Below are 18,123 nucleotides of genomic sequence, written 5' to 3' on the forward strand. Positions count from 1 at the left end.
GCGGCCCGCGAAGGAGACCGAGCCGGGGCGCGGGTGGACATCGCCTCAGGTCAGCGGGTGCGCCCGCGTGCCTTGAGGGGGATCCCCGGAAGCTCCGGGGCGGGCAGGCGGTCGCCCGGGTAGCCCTGGACGGCGCCGAAGCGGTCGGCGGCGGCCTGCCACTGCTCGCGGGCCCGGAGGATGTCGTCGTGGGTGCGCCCGATGAAGTTCCACCACATGACGATCTGCTCCTCGAAGGGCGTGCCGCCGAGCAGGACGAGGCGGGTGGGGGAGCCGGTGGAGTTGGTGAGGGTGAGGGTGGTGGCGCCGGGGGCGAGGTAGCCGAGGTCGCCGGGGTGGAGGTCGGTGCCGGCCAGGCGGGCCTCGCCGTGGTCGACCAGGACGCCGTGCTCGAAGGCGGGGTCGACGGTCAGGGTGAGGGTGGCGTGCGGGTCGAGGAGGAGCTCGGCGCCGAGCAGGGGGGTGAAGGTCGGGACGGGGGAGGTGTGGCCGGCCAGGGTGCCGAGGAAGACCCGGGCCTGGCCGCCGTCCAGGGTGCGGGGCTCGGGGACGTGGTGGTGGAAGTCCCGTGCGGTGTCGCGGTGTTCGTCCGGCAGGGCGACCCAGAGCTGGACGCCGTGCAGCACGGTGGTCGCCGGGGTGGAGACCTCGGAGTGGCAGATGCCGTGGCCGGAGGTCATCAGGTTGAGCTCGCCCGGGCGGACGAAGGCGTGCACGCCGAGGCTGTCCCGGTGCTCGATCTCGCCGGTGAAGAGCCAGCTGACCGTCTGCAGGCCGGTGTGGGGGTGCGGTGCGACGTCCATGCCGCCGGTCCGGGCGACGTCGTCCGGACCGTAGTGGTCCACGAAGCACCAGGCGCCGATCATCCGGCGGTTGCCGTGCGGCAGGGTGCGGCGGACGGTCATCGCGCGCGGACCGCCGAGCGGGACGTCCCGGGCGGTCAGTACCTCGACGGTCGGGGCCTGCGGGTCCTGGGGGCTGGTCTCGGTGGTGCTCACGGCTCTGGTCCCTCCCGGGTGGAAGTCGATCGCTTGATAGTTCTATATTCAACTATTATGTCATGGCAGAGTGACGAGCGACAACGACAGCAGGAGTCGAGGAGTCCAGGTGAGTGACGTGACAGTGGTTCCGGCCGAGCGGCGGGTGTTCATCGACAAGCAGAACCCCACCGCCTACAAGGCGCTGCTCGCCGCCGCGGAGGCGGCGCGGGCGGCCGCGGCGGACGCCGGGCTGGACCGGCGGCTGGTCGAACTGGTCAACCTGCGGGTCTCCCAACTCAACGGCTGCGCCTACTGCTTGAACGTGCACACCCGGGCCGCGCTGCGCGAGGGCGAGACCACCCAGCGGCTGGGCGTCCTCCCGGCCTGGCGGGACACCGAGCTGTTCACCGCGCGGGAGCGGGCGGCGCTGGCGCTCGCGGAGGCGACCACCGACCCGGCGGACGCGGTCGTGCAGGAGGCCGCCTACGCGCTCGCCCGGGAGGCGCTCACCGAGGAGGAGATCTCGGCGGCGATCTGGGTGGCGATCGCCATCAACTCCTTCAACCGGGTGTCGATCATGAGCAAGCACCCGGTCCGGCCGACCCCGGGGTTGTAGCGGGCGCCCGTCGACGATCGGCCTCCGCCGTTCGGCGTAGCGGCTACGGTGGTGGGAGTACGGCCGGTTCCTCCCGGTGGAGGATGACGGAGTATCAGGTCGGCGACCAGGCTGTGGTCTCGGAGGCGGGCGGGGGCCCGCCGTGGACGAGGGGGTCGCATGGCACGTCGAACGGTTTCCGTGATGGTGGTGGCGGCGGTCTGCCTGGCGCTGGCCGCACCGGTCGCCTCGGCCGGCGCCGCAGAGCCGGGTGCGGGCGGTGCGCGGTCGGGTGACACGCGGTCGGGCGGTGCGGGCGGTGCGCGGGCGGCCGCGCTGAAGGCGGTGACCGACGCCGGGGCGGCCGCGGCGATCGCCGAGGTCCGGGACGAGGACGGGGTCTGGCGCGCGGGCACCGGCGTCGCCGACCTCGCCACCGGCGCCCCGGTGCGTACGGACGGGCGGTTCCGCGCCGGGAGCATCACCAAGGTGTTCACCTCCACCACGGTGCTCCAGCTGGTGGGGGAGGGGCGGGTCGGCCTGGACGACCCGATCGAGCGCTACCTGCCGGGGCTGGTCCCGAACGGCGGGAACATCACCGTCCACCAGCTGCTCAACCACAGCTCCGGCCTGTGGGACCCGACCAACGAGAAGGGCGGGCTGTTCCCGGACGTCACCGACCCGGTCGCGCTCCGGACCTGGATCGACCAGGGCGGTCTGACCCGCACCATCACCCCGGCCCAGGTGGTGGCCGCCTCGGTGGCGCACGCGCCCAACTTCCCGCCGGGGGCGAGGTTCAGCTACTCCAACGTCAACTACACCCTGCTGGGCATGATCATCGAGCGGGTGACCGGGCACGGCTACGCCCAGGAGATCACCGCGCGCATCCTCCGGCCGCTCGGGCTGAGCGGTACCTACTTCCCCGGGACGGCCACCGACATCCGCGGCCGGCACGCCCACGGCTACGTGACCCTCCCCGAGGGCCCCGCGCCGGAGGAGCGCGACCGGGACGTCACGGTGGCCAGCGTCTCCTGGGCGAATTCGGCGGGCGAGCTGATATCCACCCTGGCCGACCTGAACCGCTTCGAGCGGGCCCTGCTGGGCGGCCGACTGCTGTCGCCGCAGCTGATGGCGGCGATGCGGACGACCATCCCGGTGCCGGTCGACGGCCGGCCCTCGGGCCTGGAGTACGGCCTCGGGCTGGCCCGGCTGCAGCTGTCCTGCGGGGCGGTCTACGGTCACGACGGCGCGGTGACCGGGTACAGCTCGCAGCTGTGGAGCTCCGGCGACCGGCAGGTCGCGATGTCCGTGACGACGAGGGGCGGCGCGACGGAGGCCACCGCGCAACTCGTCGCCGAGGGCGGCTTCCTGGAGCAGGCCTTCTGCGGCGGCCACCAGGGCGGGGGCGAGGCCCCGGCGAAGCTCGGCTGAGCGGCGACGGCCGCGACGGCTGCGAAGGCTGCGACGGCCGAGGGGGGCCCGGGGTCGGCCCGGTCGGCAGGTCGACCGTCGGCGCGCTGCACCGGGGGCCGGTCCGGCGGACACAATGGTGCTCCGGGACGAGCGGAGGACTCCGTTCGACGGGCCGGATCCGGGGGTGACGCCCCTGGCCGGGCATGGGCAGGGGGAGCGCGGATGAACGTGGCCGGAGGGCTGATCGACGGCCGGTACCGACTGGCGGGGCCGCTCGGCCGCGGCGGCATGGGCGAGGTGTGGCTGGCCCGAGACCTGCGGCTCGGGCGGCGGGTGGCGGTCAAGTTCCTGCCCCGCGGCCACGACCCGGAGGAGGACGCCGAGGCGGTGGCCCGCTTCCACCGCGAGGCCGAGGTGGCCGCCGGGCTCCAACACCCCGGACTGGTCCAGGTCTTCGACAGCGGTGAGCAGGACGGGCAGCTGCACCTGGTGATGGAATTGCTGCACGGCCGGGACCTGGCCACCGTGCTGCGGGAGGAGGGCCCGCTGCCGGTGCGCCGGGCGGTGGAGCTGGCCGCGCAGGCAGCCGAGGCGCTGTCCTGCGCCCACCGGGCCGGGATCGTGCACCGGGACGTCAAGCCCGCCAACCTGATGCTGCTCCCGGACGACCGGGTGAAGGTCTGCGACTTCGGCCTCGCCGGGTTCCTGCGCTCGGTCACCGGCCTGACCCGCGAGGGCACCGTCATGGGCACCCCCGACTACATGTCCCCCGAGCAGTGCCGGGGCCGCCAGGTGGACGGCCGGGCCGACCTCTACGCCCTCGGCTGCGTGCTGTTCGCCCTGCTCACCGGCGAGCCGCCGTTCCCGGCCCGGCAGGACGTCTGGGCGGTGCTGCGGGACCACCTGGAGACCCGACCCCCGCGGCTCGCCGAGCGGCGGTCGGGCGTGCCCGGGGTGCTGGACGCCCTGGTCGCCGAGCTGCTCGCCAAGAACCCGGCGGACCGGCCGGGCTTCGCCGGGGAGGTCGCGGAGCGGCTCCGGGCCCTGCTCGCCCCGGGCGTCCCTGCCCCGGCGCCGGCCGGCCCGGGCTACCGGATCGAGGTCTTCCAGAACGAGTACCAGCCGGCCGACGCGACCGCGCTGGACGCGATCCTGACCGTGCACGGCGCGGCGCTCGACCCGGCGGACCTGGCGGTCGCGACGCCGCAGGCCGTGGTCTTCCTGGTGGGCCTCTCCGACGAGCTGCCCCCGGCGGCCTTCCGTGCCGTCACCGCTGCCGTCGCGGACGCCGTCGCCGAACTGGACGAGGACGTCTGGTTCGGCGTCGTCGAGGGCTCCGAGTACGCGCGGATGCGCTACCCCGACGCCATGCGGCTGGTCCGCGCCACGGCCGCGACCAGGGCGGAGGCCCGGGCCGCGCTCGACCGGCTGGCACCGCTGCGCACGGCCGGCTACGGCCGGTGGCTCCGGCTGGCCGACCGGCTGCTGGCCGGGCATCCGGACGCGACCCGGACGGCCGTGCTGCTGATGGACCGGCCCGACGAGGCGGAGAGCCCGGCCGAACTCGCCGCCGTCCTGGCCTCCTGCGCGGGCCGGTTCCGCTGCCACGTCCGCGGCGTCGGCGAGGACTGGGAGGTCTCCTCGGCCCGCGCCGTCTCCTCGGCGCTGGCCGGCACCGTCGACCTCGTCCGGCAGTCCGTTCCGGCCGCGGCCGCTCGGGGCGCGGCCGAGGCGGGCGACCCGGTCACCGGGCCGCGGGCCGGCCTGCGGGACGGACTGCGCGCCGAACTCGGCGCGATCGTCCGCGGTGACCGCCAGGCCCGCGGCCGCGACCTCGCACTGCGGGTGGCCGCGGCGCCCGGCGGCCGGGTCGACTTCCTGAAGCAGGTCGCCCCGACCGTCGAGGACCTCACCGGGGCCGGCCATCCGGTCGGGCCCGGAACGACGGAGTACCGGGTGGACGTCCCGGACGGGGGCGGCTGCGACTACCACCTCCGGGTGCTGCTGCCGCCCGGCCCGGCCGTCGGCGAACTCGTCGCCGCCGACCTGGAACTCGTCCAGCTCCCACCGGCCGGCGACGGCCGGATCCTGACCCGTGCCACGGTCCGCCACGTGCCGACCGGGGAGTAGCGGAGGCGGACAATGGCAGACGTGACAGACGTGACGCTCAACCTCTGGCGGCAGCCGCTCGGTCTGGTGGCGAACAAGGTGCTCAGCACGGTGTGGGACCGCAACGACCTGACCGTGCTCATCCTTGCTGAGGGCGCGCTCTCCGAACTCCCGCCCGGAGTCAGCCGGTTGATGAGGCTGCGAACCCTCGACCTGGGACACAACCTGTTCGCCGAGGTGCCCGGGGAACTGACCCGGCTCACCTGGCTGCGGGACTTCCTCTACCTGCACGACAACCGGCTGACCGCCCTGCCGGAGGGGATCGGGCGGCTCACCCGGCTGCGCCACCTCAACGTCGGGGAGAACAGACTCACCGAACTCCCCTTCAGTATCGGAAAGATGGCCGAACTGGTCGAGCTGCGGGCCCAGCACAACCGGCTCAGCGGGCTGCCCGAGTCGATCGGCGCCCTCGGGGAGCTGCGCGAACTCTGGCTGCGGGGCAACGAGTTGACCGCCCTGCCGGCCTCCTTCCGACACCTCACCGAACTGCGTGAACTGGAGCTGCGGGAGAACGCCCTCGGCGAGCTCCCCGCCGTGCTGGCCGGGCTGCCGAGGCTGCGCCGACTGGACCTGCGGACCAACGGGATCACCGAACTGCCGGAGTGGTTGGCCGATCCGGCCGCACTGCCCGCGCTGGAGAAGCTCGACCTGCGCTGGAACGACGTCCAGGTGCCGCCCCGAGTGCTGGAGGCGCTCACCGAACGCGGCTGCGTGGTCCTGCACTGAGGTCGAGGGCCCTGCCGCGGGCCCTGCTGTGAGCCCGTCCACAAAGATCACCACGACGGCCGGGGAACTGCTACCGTGGAAGGCATGAAGCGCGCTGCACTCGCCACGACGACGCCGGAGAGAGTCCCGGTGCGCTGACTGCTGACCAAGTCCGAAGCCCCGGGGCGAGTGCCCCGGGGCTTCGTCGTTCCCGGCTCCACTCGCCCACCCGTCCCGAGTGGAGACCATCCTCATGAACGCGAACCACCTGCCGGCGCACGACCACCGCAAGCTCGGCCGCGAGCTCGACCTGTTCGACACCGACCCGCTGATGGGCTCCGGCCTCCCGTACTGGCTGCCCGACGGCGCCGCGATCCGGCACACCCTGGAGGAGTTCATCCGCGGCCGCGAGCGCCGGGCCGGCTACCGCCACGTCTACTCGCCGGTGCTCGGCAAGCGCGAGCTGTACGAGATCTCCGGCCACTGGGACCACTATCGCGACGACATGTTCCCACCCATGGAGCTCGGCTCGGAGGAGATGGTGCTGCGCCCGAGCCTGTGTCCGCACCATGCGCTGATCTTCCGCTCCCGTGCCCACAGCTACCGCGAACTGCCACTACGCATGGCCGAGTTGGGCGGCATGTACCGCTCCGAGCTGTCCGGTGTGCTCGGCGGGCTGACCAGGGTCCGGGCGATCCAGCTGAACGACGCCCATGTCTTCTGCACCCCCGAGCAGGCCGCGGACGAGGCCGTCGCCGCCCTGGAGCTGATCCGCGGGGCGCACCGGGCGCTCGGCATCGTGCCGGTCCGCTACCGGCTCTCGCTGCCCGGCGCGGGCGGCAAGTACGTGGCCGACCCGGGGCTCTGGCAGCGGGCGACCGCGCTGCTGACCGACGTGCTGGAGCGCTCCGGGGTGCCGTTCGAGGCGGCGGAGGGCGAGGCCGCGTTCTACGGTCCCAAGATCGACGTGCAGATCGCCGACGGCGCCGGGCGCGAGTTCACCCTCTCCACCGTACAGATCGACTTCCACCAGCCGGAGCGCTTCGACCTGCACTACATCGGCCCGGACGGCGCCAAGCACCGCCCGGTGATGGTGCACCGCAGCGTGATCGGTAGCGTCGAGCGGGTGGTCGCCCACCTGATCGAGCTGTACGGCGGGGCGTTCCCGGCCTGGCTGGCCCCCGCCCAGGTGGTGCTGCTGCCGATCTCCGACGCCGAACTGCCGCAGGCCGAGCGGCTGCGGCAGCGCTGTCTGGACCTCGGACTGCGGGTCGAGGTCGCCGGACCGGAGCAGGGCACCCTCGGGGCCAGGATCCGGGCGGCCCGACTGGTGCCCTACCAGGCCGTGATCGGTGCCAAGGAGGCGGCGGACGACCTGGTCGCGCTGCGGCTGCGGGACGGTCGCCGGCTGGCGCCGATGCCGGCCGAGGAGGCCTGGGCGCGGATCGGCGCGCTGGTCGCCGAGTGCAGCGCCGAGCTGTGGCCGGACGCGCCCGCCGGGTGAACCGGTCGCATCCGTACGACTAGTGCGGTGCGCGGTGTGTCGGGGAAGGCCGGGGCGGGGGCCGCCCGTCGAATGGACGGGCGGCCGGGTCCACGGCCGCGGCTGTCCCCACCGGTTCCACTGTCCCGATGCATCCGGAGGTACCCATGCGCCGACCGCGCCGCTTCGTCGTTCCCGTCCTCGCCGCCGCTCTGGCCCTCGCCGGGGCGGTGGCCGCCGCCCCGGCGGCTCCGGCCGCGCTCCGCCCGCTGCCCGTACCGGAGGTGCAGTACTGCGCCGCCGTCCTCGGGCACGTGCCCGGCGCCGACGGCTTCTCCCCGCTGCTCGGCCGGGCCTGCTCGCCGGACTCCCGGGCCGACGCGCTCGCCCGGGCCGGCGGCCACGACCGTACCGCCGAGCAGCCGGCCGGCGACACGCTGCTGCTGGAGGAGTACAAGGACGCCGACTACAAGGGAGGCATCCTCTACTCCTTCTACGGTGACGCCGGAGGCTGCGACGGCACCGGCTACCACCTGGTCAACTACATCGGTGTGGCGCTGAACGTGTCCTCGATGATCGGCTACAACAACTGCAACGCCGTCCACCTCTGGTCGACCCTCAGTGTGGAGAAGACCATGGACCTCCCGGCCTCCTACCTGGGGGCGAACTTCAACGACGCGGTCCGCGAGTTGCAGGTCTTCCACCGCTGACACCCGGGTCGGTCCCGGGCCGGGCACGGCTCGCTTCGGGCGCGGCCTGTCCGGCCCGGGGCGGATTCCGCCGTCGGCTGGCAGCATGCGGCCGTTGCAGGCTCTGTCCAGCGGTCGGCTCTTCAGGGGGCGGGACAGAGCGGGTTTGACTGGAACGCAACAAGCCCGGTGTGGAGTACCCGGGCCGCCCTTCCAGGGGGGAACCGCCGTGTCCGTCATGCTCGTTCGTCGCGTCCTCGGCACTGTCGTCGCCCTGCTCGCCGCCTCGGCGCTGTACGGCGGCGGGGGTGGGATCGGCGAGCGGGAGCACGGTGACGGATGCGCGGGTGGGGCCCGCCTCGTGGCGGCCGCGCTGCGGCCGGAACCCGGGCGACCGTGTACCTCGGCGGGCGCCGGAGGCGGGACCCCGGCGGTCAGTAGGCCTGCAGCTCGATCAGGTGGCCCTCGGGGTCGCGCAGATGGGCGGTGCGGAGGCCGGGGCCCCATTCGGGGCGATCGGTGGCCGGGGCGGCAGGGGTGCCTCCGCAACTGAGACACATGGCCAACGCCTCGTCCACGTCGTCGACCCGGAACACCAGCATCGCGGTGTCCTGGGTGGGGGTTCCGGGCCGGGCGGGCAGGCCGCCGGTGCCGAGGGTGGCGGCCATCGCGGCGCGGTCGAAGAGCACCAGGACGGCCTGGTCGTCGACGTCCCAGTTGGCGTACGGGCCCTCGGGCGCGCCCTTGACCAGGACGGCGCCGGTGAGGGCGGGGAGCACGGCGCGGTAGAAGGCGAAGGTCTCGGCGAAGCGGGTGACGAGCAGGCGGGGGTAGAGCGCGTCCACGGGCTGACTCCTGAGCCGGAAACAGTGGGTCGGAACCCACTATAGGGAGCGACCCTAGAATGCCGCCATGACCTCCGAGACCCCCGTCCCGTCCGGCGCGCTGCCGCCGACCCTGCTCGGCCTCAGCACCTTCCTGCTCGCCCGGATCGGCCGGACCGCGCGCGGCCGGCTCACCGAGCAGCTGGCCGAACGCGGCCTGCGGCTCTGGGACATGGCGGTGCTCGCGGCGCTCGCCGACTTCGGGCCGCAGGCGCAGCGGGACCTGGTGCGGCGGCTGGGGATCGACCCCAGCGACCTCGCGAAGGTCGTCGAGCAGCTCGGCGCGGCCGGGTACGTCGAACGCAGCCGGGACGCACGGGACCGACGTCGGGTCTCCGTCTCGGTCACGGCCGACGGGCGGGCGCTGCTGGCCGAACTGGAGGCCCGGGCACGGGCGGTGCAGGACGAGGTGCTGGCGCCGCTGGACGCGGGGGAGCGGCGGGTGCTGCAGGAGCTGCTGCGGCGGGTCGACGAGGGGATGGGGGAGCGGCGCGGCTCCGTGTGAGCTCAGCCGGGGTGCGGTCCGGGGCGGCGGGCGCCGGCGAACTCGCCCGCCCAGCGCGGCAGGTCGAGCACCTGCTCGACCCGGGCCACCAGGGTGCCGGTGCGCTCGGCGTGGATCATCGCGCCGTCGCCCGCGTAGATGCCGACATGGTGCAGCGGGGCGTCGGGACGGGAGAAGAACAGCAGGTCGCCGGGGGCGAGGGCGTCGCGGTCGACCGGGGCGCCGAGATTGAACTGGGCGACGGTGTAGTGCCCGAGCTCGACCGTGCCGTGGCTGGCGCGGTACCAGCAGTAGAGCGACAGCCCGCTGCAGTCGAAGCCGACCGTGCTCTCGCCCAGGCACACGCCGTTGAGGTAGCCGTTCTCCCCGTCGCAGAAGCCGAGGCCCGGGCCCAGCCGGTCGCCGCCGCCCCAGGCGTACGGGACGCCGATCTGCGCCGTGGCGACGGCGGCGACCCGGAGGCCGAGGGCGGCGGAGCGGTCGGCGGGCGCGGACGGGCCTGCGGCGTGGGCGGGTTGGGCGGACTGGGCCGCGGTGGTGAGGGCCGGGACGAGTCCGGCGCCGAGGGCGAGGCCGAGCATGCGGCGGCGTCCGACTCCGGAGGCCTGGTCGGGGCTGGGCGGTTGGGACTCCATCGGTCGACTCCCCTGCGGTGGTTGCGGTCGCTGCGGTGGTTGTGCTGCTTGCGGTGGCGGCGTGGGTGGCCACCAGGATCGCGGTCCGGGGGCTCCGCCCGCCATCACCCGCAACGGTGAATCGTGGCGGCACCGGCCTTGGTGGGCCCGGGAGTTCGCAGGAAAACTGTTTGACGGTCGTGGGGCCGGAGCCAACGATGGGCACGAAACGACCCGGTGGCGACCCCTGGAGGACTTCATGAGCGGTGCCGTCAAGCTGCTCCGCACCACCCGGCTGACCCCGGCCGTCGACTACGCCTATGCGGCCGTGGTCGACGCCCCGGCCCGCTCGCTCTGGCTGGCCGGGGCCTGCCCGCTGGACGAGGAGGGGCGCACCGTCGCGGTCGGTGACTACGAGGGCCAGGCCCACCAGGTGATGCGCAATCTGATAACCGTGCTGGAGGACGCGGGCGCTGGGCTCACGGACATCGCCCGGACCACCGTGTACGTGGCCTCCAGCGATCAGGCGGACCTGGTGAAGGTGTGGAACGTGTACCGGGAGTACCTGGGGGAGCACGACGCCCCCAGCACGCTGCTCGGCGTCTCGGTGCTCGGCTACGCGGACCAGCTGGTGGAGGTCGAGGCGGTGGCCGTGCTGCCCTGACGGGCACCGGGGGCCCTTCCGTTCAGACGGGGTCTGCGGCGAGCAGGGCGTCCAGCTTGCGGTAGCCCTCGACCACGCCGCGTTCCATCCCGCTGGCCAGGATCGCGTCCCGGGCCGCCAGGCCGTCGACCACCGACAGCACGGTGACGCGGGTGCGGCCCTCGCCGACCGGTTCGAAGGAGGCGGTGTCCAGCGAGACGCCGTCCGGCACGCCCTCGAAGGTGAAGGTCTGGACGAGCCGGGTGGCCGGTCGGACTTCGTGGAAGGAGCCGTAGAAGGCGGCGACCTGCCGGCCGTCACGGTGCACGGTGTAGCGGTAGTGGCCGCCGGTGCGGGCCTCCCAGTCCTCGATCTTCATGTCGAGGTCCTCGGGGCCGAGCCACCGGGCGACCAGCTCGGGTTCGGTCCAGGCCCGGAACACCCGCTGCTGCGGGGCGTCGAACTCGCGGACGATCCGGATGGTGGGCAGCGTCGGGTCCGCTTCGATCCGGGTCTCGTTGCCGGTGGTGGAGGTCATCGCGGGGCTCCTTCGATGTCGTGGGTGTCGTCGGTGTCGTCCATCTCGGCGAGGACGGCGTCCAGCCGGCCGAAGCGGGCCTCGGCCTGGCGGCGGTAGCGCTCGATCCAGCCCGTCATCAGGTCGAGCACCTGGGGTTCCAGACGGCACGGTCGCCGCTGGGCGTCCCGGCTGCGACTGACGAGTCCGGCCTCCTCCAACACCTTGAGGTGCTTGGAGACGGCCTGCAGGGACATCGCGTAGGACTCGGCCAGCTCGCCCACGGTCGCGTCCCGCACCGAGAGCCGGGCGACGATGTCGCGCCGGGTCGGATCGGCCAGGGCGACGAAGGCCCGGGAGAGCTGGTCGACGGCCATCGTGCACCTCGGGTTCGTCCTCAACCGACTGGTTGAGAACGACGCTACTCCGGTGTGCCCGGGTATTCAACCGATGAGTTGAGGAAGGGGGTGGTCGGGCTTCCGCTTGGCAGCCGTCGAGAAAGAAGAAACCGTTCGTTCGGTTTCTGGGGCGTCGTTCCGAGTGAAGGGCGCGTTTATCGACAGAACTCCGGCCCGGTGCGGGTCCCGTTCCGTGGGGCGGAACCTGGGGGACCGTGGGTGGGAACGCCTGGGGCGGGTGGGGGAGGAGAGAAAGGGACGGCTGATTCGGTGACATCGTCTTGTCGCCCGTGGGGAGCCCGTAGCTAAGATACGGGGTGTTTGGTTTTGTTTTCCCGGAGCTCAGGGCGGGGTGGTTGCGGTGGTACGGCAGGAACGGGCGCTCCGGACGCGTCGGCTGATCCTGGAGGCCGCGGCGTCGGTCTTCGACGAGTTCGGTTACGAGGGCGCCACCATCGGGGAGGTGGTGTCCCGGGCGGGTGTGACGCGTGGTGCGGTGTATTTCCATTTCGCCTCCAAGCGGGATCTCGCGCAAGGTGTCGTGGAGGAGCAGTTCGTCCAGGACGGAGTGCCCGAACGGAGCTGCAAACTCCAGGAGTTCGTGGACACCGGGATGGTGGTGGCGCATCTGATGCCGCGCGATCCGCTGCTCAGCGCGGGCGCCCGGCTCTCGCTCGGCCAGGACGTGTTCGACGACCTCGGCGGTGGGGCGATCCCCGGCTGGATCAGTCGGATGGAGGCGCTGCTGACGGCGGCCGGCGAGCGCGGCGAGCTGTTGCCGCACGTGGTCCCGGCCGACACTGCGTGGCTGATCACCGCGGCCTGGACGGGTGTGCAGATCCAGTCGCAGAAGCTCTCCGGCCGGGCCGACCTGGAGTTGCGGGTGTCCGGCCTGTTCCAGCACCTGATGCCGAGCGTCGCGGTGCCCGGGGTGCTCGGCTCGCTGCAGATGGGGCCGGACCGCGGCGGCCAGGTGGTCGCCGAGGTCGAGGCGGCCCGGCTGGCCCGGGAGGGTGGCGGGGGCGGCGACGGTGAGGCGGCGGAGGTGCTCGCCGGGGTCGAGGCGGTCGCGGACGGGGTCGGCGTGGGCTGATCCGCGGTCGGTACCGGCTGGGTTCGGATCGGCCGGGCTCGGGTCGGGCGGGGTTGGCCCTGCCGCTCGCGGAGGCCGGTGCGGAGGCCGGTGCGGACGCCGGTGTGGGGCAGGTGAATTGGTGGCGGCGCGGGATCCACAAGGGGTCCGACGCCGCCTTCGGTTTGTCCGGGCGCGGACACGATGGGTGAGCCGATGTCGACTCAGGGTGCCCGCAGGGTCGTCGCGCCCCGAGCGGACGGCAGGGGGACGCTCCGCTTCCAGAAACAAACAGAGCGTTCGGTTTTGTATTGACAAACCGCGCGTCCTGTTTTTGACTGGTGACAGTTGACCCAGGGGTGTCGACCCGGGTGCCGGCCGCGGCGGAGGGGCCGTGGCGTTCCGTGTGATTGGGGTGGTCATCGTGGAAATTCGGGTGCTCGGGGCGCTGGACGTCCGGGTGTGCGGGGAGTCGGTGGTGCCGACGGCGCCCAAGCCCCGTCAGGTGTTGGGGCTACTGGCCTTACGCGCGGACCAGGTGGTCCCGGCCGGGGTGCTGGCCGAGGAACTGTGGTCCGGCCGTCCGCCGCGCAGCGCGCGCACCACCGTGCAGACCTATGTGCTGCAACTGCGCGACCTGATCGACCGGGCGCTCGCCCGGGCCGGTGCGGCGGCCGGGGTCTCCTGCGCCAAGGATGTCCTGGTGACCTCGCCCGGCGGCTACATGCTGAACAGCGGCGGCGGGATGACGGACGTGCGCGAGTTCGACCGGCTGGCCGGAATGGGCTACCGGGCGATGGACGGCGACGACCATCCGCTCGCGGCCCGGATGCTCGGCGAGGCGCTGGTGCTGTGGCGCGGCCCGGCCTTCGCGGACGTCCCCGTGGGCGGTCAACTCGCCGTGGAGGCCAAGCGGTTGGAGGAGACCCGGCTGTGCGCGCTGGACCAGCGGATCGAGGCGGACCTGCGGCTGGGCCGGCACCGGGTGCTGCTGGCCGAACTGACCGTGCTGGTCGACCGCTACCGCACCCATGAGAGCCTGCACGGCCAGTACATGATCGCCCTGCACCGCTCCGGCCGCCGGGGCGAGGCACTGGAGGCCTACCAGCGCCTGCGCAACACCCTGGTACGGGAGTTGGGCATGGAGCCCTCGGTCGGACTGCGCCGGCTGCAGCGATCGATCCTGCTGGCCGGCCCCGAACGGGCGGAGCGCGAGCCCGGTGCCGCCGCTCCGCAGGCCGCCCCCGCACCGGCGGGTGCGGGCCGGTTCACCAGGGTCGGCTGAACCCGGTCGGCCGTCCTCGGGCGAGGACGGCCGAGGACGGCCGACCGACGACGGGCGGTGCAGGCCGCTGGAGGCGGTGCCCGGACGGGCGTCGCCGGAGTCCGGCCGGAACGGGCCGGTGGGTGTGAGGGGTGGTGGGACGGGTGGTCCAGGAGAGGTCGGAACGGACCCGCGGACGGCTGGTGGAGGCAGGGGCGACGCTGTTCGACCGCTGCGGGTACGCCGGGGCCACACTCGGCGAGATCGCCGGGGCCGCCGGGGTGACGAAGGGGGCGCTCTACTTCCACTTCGCCTCCAAGGAGGAACTGGCCAGAGCCGTGTTCGAGCAGGCCGAGACATCCCTGCGCACCGCCTGCGCCGCCCCGCGCTCCGTGGACTCACCGCTCCAGGCCCTGATCGACGCCGGCTACTGGCTGGTCGACGCCCTGGGCTCGGACGCGGTGATCCGGGCGGCCTTCCGGCTCGGACGCGACGGCGCCGAGTGGCCGGAGGAGCCCCGCCCGGCGGCGCCCGCCGGGACCTTCGCGGGGATGCGGGGCTTCCACGGCGTCTGGGCCGGAGTCGTCCGGGACCTGCTGTCCGGTGCCCGTCGGGCGGGTGAACTGCGCGACCGCTCGGGCGGATTGGGCCCGGAGACGCTGGTGGTGACGGCGGCCTGCGGCCTGGAGGTGGTCTTCGCCGACGGCTGCCCCAGCGAGGAGCGCGCCCGCCGGGTGGGCGCGCTGTGGGACTGGCTGCTGCCCTGCCTCGTCCCACCGGGCAGCTCGGTCGGCTACCGCACCCGCCCGGCCGCGCCCCGGCCCGCCTGACGCCGCCCGGCCCGCGCGGTACGCCGCCGCCCCGCCCGGCTGTCGCCGTACGGCCGGACCGGCGAGGAGGCGGGCGGTGGGCGGGGCACAGCAGGTCGAATGTCACTGCGGCTCGCCATGATGGCGGTATGAAGGACGCAGCCACCACGGCCACCCCTGCCGCTCCCGCCTCCCCGGAGGCCTACGCCGACGCCGTCGCCACCGCCGTACGGGCCGCCGCGGCCTACTACGGCGACGGGTCCACCCCGCTCGGGGACGACGAGTACGACGCCCTGGTCCGGCTGATCGAGGCCTATGAGCGCGCGCACCCCGACCAGGTGCTGCCCGAGTCGCCCACCGGCAAGGTGGCCGGCGGCGCGGTGGTCGGCGACGTCCCGCACAGCACGCCGATGCTCTCGCTCGACAACGTGTTCTCGGCCGAGGAGCTGGAGTCCTGGGCCGCCGGGCTGGAGCGCAGACTCGGCCGTCCGGTCGCCGCCTGGTGCGTCGAGCCCAAGCTGGACGGCCTGGCCGTCGCCGCCCGCTACCGGGAGGGCCGCCTGTACCAGGTGCTCACCCGGGGCGACGGCCTGGCCGGGGAGGACATCACCCATGCGGCGGACGCCGTGCTCGGTCTGCCCGCCCGGCTCGGCGAGCCGCTGGACGTCGAACTGCGCGGCGAGGTGCTGCTCACCCACGAGCAGTTCGAACAGGCCAACGCCGTGCGCACCGCCCACGGCGCCACCCCGTTCGCCCACCCGCGCAGCGGCGCCGCCGGCACCCTGCGCGCCAAGGACCGCCCGTACCGGGTCGAGCTCACCTTCTTCGGCTACGACGCCCACGGCCTGCCCGGCCTCGACCATGCCGCGCTGCTCGACCGGCTCGCCGAGCTGGGCGCCAACACCGCCGCCAGCACCCAGGCCGCGCCCCGGCGCTGTGCCACGCTCGCCGAGGCCGAGCAGCGGATCGAGGAGATCGCCGCCCTGCGGGCCGCGCTGCCCTTCGGGATCGACGGCGTCGTGGTCAAGGCCGACGCGGTGGCCGACCAGGCGGAGGCGGGCTCCGGTTCCCGGGCACCGCGTTGGGCGGTGGCCCGCAAGCTGCAGGCCCAGCACAAGGTCACCCGGCTGCTCGGGGTGGAGTGGAACGTCGGCCGCACCGGGATCATCGCGCCCCGCGCGGTGCTCGACCCGGTGGTGATCGACGGCGTCACCGTCACCTACGCGACGCTGCACAACCCCGCCGACATCGAGCGCCGCGGGCTGATGATCGGCGACCAGGTGTTCGTCTACCGTGCCGGGGACGTCATCCCCCGGGTGGAGGCGCCGTTGGTCGACGAGCGCACCGGCGCCGAGCAGCCGATCGCTTTTCCCGAGGTCTGCCCGCGCTGCGGCGACGCCATCGACCGCAGCGAGCAGCGCTGGCGCTGCGTGCGCGGCCGGGGCTGCCAGGCCGTCGCCTCGGTGATCTACGCGGCCGGGCGCGACCAGCTCGACATCGAGGGCCTCGGCGGCACCCGGGCCGTCCAGCTGGTCGAGTCCGGGCTGGTCGCCGACCTCGCCGACCTCTTCACCCTGACCAAGGAACAACTGCTCACCCTGGAGCGGATGGGCGAGACCAGCGCCGACAACCTGCTCGCCGCGCTGGAGACCGCCCGGACCCGACCGTTGAACCGGGTGTTCTGCGCGCTCGGCATCCGCGGCACCGGGCGGACGATGTCGCGCCGGATCGCCGCGCACTTCGGCAGCATGGCCGCGATCCGGGCCGCCGACGCCGAGGCGCTCGCGGGCGTGGACGGCATCGGGGCGGAGAAGGCGGCCGTGATCGTGGCCGAACTGGCCGAGGTGGCCGGGCTGTTGGACCGGTTGACGGAGCAGGGGGTGGGGACCCAGGTGTCCGCGCCGGTCCGCCCGGCGGCCGCAACGGGCCCTGCCGGTACGGCGGAAGAGGGCACAGCGGGCGCGGGCGCGGGCACGAGTACGGCGGGTGCGGTCGTGGCGGCCGGTCCGCTGGCGGGGCAGAGCGTCGTGGTGACCGGCAGCATGACCGGCGCCCTGGCCGAGCTCTCCCGCAACGCGATGAACGAACTGATCGAACGCGCGGGCGGCAAGGCCTCCTCCTCGGTGTCCAAGCGCACCACCCTGCTGGTCGCGGGGGAGAAGGCCGGCTCCAAGCGCGCCAAGGCGGAGGAGCTCGGGGTGCCGGTCACCACCCCGGAGGAGTTCGCCGCACTGGTGGCCGACTTCCTCGGCTGAACCGCCCGGCGGGCCGATGGGCCGGGGCGCGGTGAGCCGAACTGCCGCGGGCCGCAGTGCGGTAGGGTGGCCGACGCTGAACACGACCGCGACCCAGGAGGTGAGTCCCATTACCGGTACGTCCGAGCGGGTGCTCCCGGAGCGCGGCCGTGCGGGCGCGCCGCGCGGATAGCGCGGACGCGCCGACGCGGCGTCGACCCTGGCGGGAGCCCTGACGGAGTCCTCCGTTCTCCTCCCGTCCTGCCCTAGGGGTCCCCCTTGCCGGTCTTCACCTCCGCCGCCCTCCGTTCCTCCGTCGTCTCCCGACTGCGCGCCGCCGGTTGCGTGTTCGCCGAGGAGGAGGCGCGGATCCTGCTCACCGCCGCCGGCACACCCGCCGAGCTGGCCGCCATGGTCCTGGCCCGCGCCGACGGCCGACCGCTCGAACACGTCGTCGGCTGGGCCGAGTTCGCCGGACTGCGGATCGCCGTCGACCCCGGCGTGTTCGTCCCGCGTCGGCGCAGCGAGTTCCTGGCCGCCGAGGCCGCCCGAATCGCCCGGCCCGGCGCCGTGGTGGTCGACCTGTGCTGCGGCAGCGGCGCCCTCGGTGCCGCCGTCGCGGCCGGGGCCGGGCACTCGGTCGAGCTGTACGCCGCCGACCTGGACCCGGCGGCCGTCCGCTGCGCCCGCCGCAACCTGGCCGGGACGGGTGCCCGGGTCTTCGAGGGAGACCTGTTCGCCGCCCTGCCCGAGGAACTGCGCGGACGCGTCGAGGTGTTGATCGCCAACGTCCCGTACGTGCCGAGCGGCGACATCGAACTGCTGCCGCCCGAGGCCCGGTTGCACGAGGCGCGGCCCGCGCTGGACGGCGGAGCGGACGGGTTGGACGTGCTGCGTCGGGTGACCGCGGCGGCGCCGCGATGGCTGGCCGCGGGCGGTGCGTTGCTGTTCGAGACCAGCGAGCGGCAGGCGGCGGACGCGCTGGCGGTGGCGCGGGCGGCGGGTCTGGCGGCGGAGGTGCGCCGGGAGGAGGAGCTGGACGCCACGGTGGTGACGGCCAGGCAGAGTTGACGGTTATTCAGATCGTTATTCAGATCAGTGGCCCCGGGTTGGACCGTCCCGGCCACCGCTCCCCTGCGTCGGTGGCCG

The 18,123-nt window shown here is 73.9% G+C and carries 18 protein-coding genes; 13 read left to right on the forward strand and 5 right to left on the reverse strand.

Going from position 1 to position 18,123, the window contains the following annotated elements; all coding sequences use genetic code 11:
• Nucleotides 1-50: 50 nt before the first annotated feature.
• Nucleotides 51-998: a pirin family protein gene (locus ACIP4P_RS01160; protein ID WP_400913433.1), complete on the reverse strand. Its 948-nt coding sequence runs from the start codon at nucleotides 996-998 to the stop codon at nucleotides 51-53.
• A 109-nt stretch (nucleotides 999-1,107) separates the two neighbouring features.
• On the opposite strand from ACIP4P_RS01160, the gene ACIP4P_RS01165 reads away from it, so the two are divergent.
• From ACIP4P_RS01165 to ACIP4P_RS01190, 6 genes are all read left to right on the forward strand, one after another.
• The gene (locus ACIP4P_RS01165) at nucleotides 1,108-1,596 is read left to right on the forward strand and encodes a carboxymuconolactone decarboxylase family protein (RefSeq protein WP_400913435.1); all 489 of its coding nucleotides are present in this window, start codon (nucleotides 1,108-1,110) and stop codon (nucleotides 1,594-1,596) included.
• 159 nt (nucleotides 1,597-1,755) lie between these two features.
• Nucleotides 1,756-3,006, forward strand: a complete 1,251-nt coding sequence (locus tag ACIP4P_RS01170; RefSeq protein WP_400913437.1) for a serine hydrolase domain-containing protein — start codon at nucleotides 1,756-1,758, stop codon at nucleotides 3,004-3,006.
• 204 nt (nucleotides 3,007-3,210) lie between these two features.
• Nucleotides 3,211-5,118: a serine/threonine-protein kinase gene (locus ACIP4P_RS01175; protein ID WP_400913439.1), complete on the forward strand. Its 1,908-nt coding sequence runs from the start codon at nucleotides 3,211-3,213 to the stop codon at nucleotides 5,116-5,118.
• 12 nt (nucleotides 5,119-5,130) lie between these two features.
• Nucleotides 5,131-5,883, forward strand: a complete 753-nt coding sequence (locus ACIP4P_RS01180) for a leucine-rich repeat domain-containing protein (RefSeq protein ID WP_400913441.1) — start codon at nucleotides 5,131-5,133, stop codon at nucleotides 5,881-5,883.
• 232 nt (nucleotides 5,884-6,115) lie between these two features.
• The gene (gene thrS, locus ACIP4P_RS01185; RefSeq protein ID WP_400913443.1) at nucleotides 6,116-7,366 is read left to right on the forward strand and encodes a threonine--tRNA ligase; all 1,251 of its coding nucleotides are present in this window, start codon (nucleotides 6,116-6,118) and stop codon (nucleotides 7,364-7,366) included.
• A gap of 146 nt (nucleotides 7,367-7,512) precedes the next feature.
• Nucleotides 7,513-8,055 carry a hypothetical protein gene (locus ACIP4P_RS01190; RefSeq protein WP_400913444.1) on the forward strand — a complete coding sequence of 181 codons (543 nt, stop codon included), beginning with the start codon at nucleotides 7,513-7,515 and terminating at the stop codon, nucleotides 8,053-8,055.
• 413 nt (nucleotides 8,056-8,468) lie between these two features.
• Here the strand turns inward: ACIP4P_RS01190 and ACIP4P_RS01195 are convergent, their stop codons facing one another.
• Complete coding sequence (locus ACIP4P_RS01195; RefSeq protein ID WP_400913445.1) at nucleotides 8,469-8,879, reverse strand: VOC family protein; 411 nt, start codon at nucleotides 8,877-8,879, stop codon at nucleotides 8,469-8,471.
• 67 nt (nucleotides 8,880-8,946) lie between these two features.
• Here ACIP4P_RS01195 and ACIP4P_RS01200 point away from each other — a divergent pair, with 67 nt between their 5' ends.
• Nucleotides 8,947-9,423, forward strand: coding sequence for a MarR family winged helix-turn-helix transcriptional regulator (locus ACIP4P_RS01200; protein ID WP_400913447.1), 477 nt, complete (start codon nucleotides 8,947-8,949; stop codon nucleotides 9,421-9,423).
• Nucleotides 9,424-9,425: 2 nt separating this feature from the next.
• Here the strand turns inward: ACIP4P_RS01200 and ACIP4P_RS01205 are convergent, their stop codons facing one another.
• Nucleotides 9,426-10,058 carry a C40 family peptidase gene (locus ACIP4P_RS01205; protein ID WP_400913450.1) on the reverse strand — a complete coding sequence of 211 codons (633 nt, stop codon included), beginning with the start codon at nucleotides 10,056-10,058 and terminating at the stop codon, nucleotides 9,426-9,428.
• A gap of 238 nt (nucleotides 10,059-10,296) precedes the next feature.
• Here ACIP4P_RS01205 and ACIP4P_RS01210 point away from each other — a divergent pair, with 238 nt between their 5' ends.
• Entirely contained in the window at nucleotides 10,297-10,701 is a 405-nt protein-coding gene (locus ACIP4P_RS01210; RefSeq protein ID WP_350518615.1) for a RidA family protein, read from the forward strand.
• A gap of 22 nt (nucleotides 10,702-10,723) precedes the next feature.
• Here the strand turns inward: ACIP4P_RS01210 and ACIP4P_RS01215 are convergent, their stop codons facing one another.
• Both ACIP4P_RS01215 and ACIP4P_RS01220 read right to left on the reverse strand, forming a co-directional pair.
• A complete protein-coding gene (locus ACIP4P_RS01215; protein WP_400913453.1) occupies nucleotides 10,724-11,218 on the reverse strand; it encodes an SRPBCC family protein in 495 nt (164 codons plus the stop codon).
• Nucleotides 11,215-11,574, reverse strand: a complete 360-nt coding sequence (locus tag ACIP4P_RS01220) for an ArsR/SmtB family transcription factor (RefSeq protein WP_400913456.1) — start codon at nucleotides 11,572-11,574, stop codon at nucleotides 11,215-11,217. Before ACIP4P_RS01220 ends, ACIP4P_RS01215 begins: the two co-directional genes overlap by 4 nt.
• 382 nt (nucleotides 11,575-11,956) lie before the next feature.
• Between ACIP4P_RS01220 and ACIP4P_RS01225 the strand changes: the two genes are divergently transcribed.
• The 5 genes from ACIP4P_RS01225 to ACIP4P_RS01245 all read left to right on the forward strand — a co-directional run bounded on the left by ACIP4P_RS01225 (nucleotide 11,957) and on the right by ACIP4P_RS01245 (nucleotide 18,045).
• On the forward strand, nucleotides 11,957-12,688 hold the full coding sequence (locus tag ACIP4P_RS01225) for a ScbR family autoregulator-binding transcription factor (RefSeq protein WP_400913459.1): 732 nt from the start codon (nucleotides 11,957-11,959) through the stop codon (nucleotides 12,686-12,688).
• Between the two features lie 403 nt (nucleotides 12,689-13,091).
• Entirely contained in the window at nucleotides 13,092-13,952 is an 861-nt protein-coding gene (locus ACIP4P_RS01230; protein WP_400913461.1) for a BTAD domain-containing putative transcriptional regulator, read from the forward strand.
• Between the two features lie 143 nt (nucleotides 13,953-14,095).
• The gene (locus ACIP4P_RS01235; protein ID WP_400913464.1) at nucleotides 14,096-14,761 is read left to right on the forward strand and encodes a ScbR family autoregulator-binding transcription factor; all 666 of its coding nucleotides are present in this window, start codon (nucleotides 14,096-14,098) and stop codon (nucleotides 14,759-14,761) included.
• 128 nt (nucleotides 14,762-14,889) lie between these two features.
• Nucleotides 14,890-16,995 carry an NAD-dependent DNA ligase LigA gene (gene ligA / locus ACIP4P_RS01240; RefSeq protein ID WP_400913465.1) on the forward strand — a complete coding sequence of 702 codons (2,106 nt, stop codon included), beginning with the start codon at nucleotides 14,890-14,892 and terminating at the stop codon, nucleotides 16,993-16,995.
• 258 nt (nucleotides 16,996-17,253) lie between these two features.
• Nucleotides 17,254-18,045 carry a putative protein N(5)-glutamine methyltransferase gene (locus ACIP4P_RS01245; protein WP_400913467.1) on the forward strand — a complete coding sequence of 264 codons (792 nt, stop codon included), beginning with the start codon at nucleotides 17,254-17,256 and terminating at the stop codon, nucleotides 18,043-18,045.
• Nucleotides 18,046-18,123 lie beyond the last annotated feature (78 nt).

The organism is Kitasatospora sp. NPDC089509 (genome assembly GCF_044749365.1).
Taxonomy (GTDB): Bacteria; Actinomycetota; Actinomycetes; order Streptomycetales; family Streptomycetaceae; genus Kitasatospora.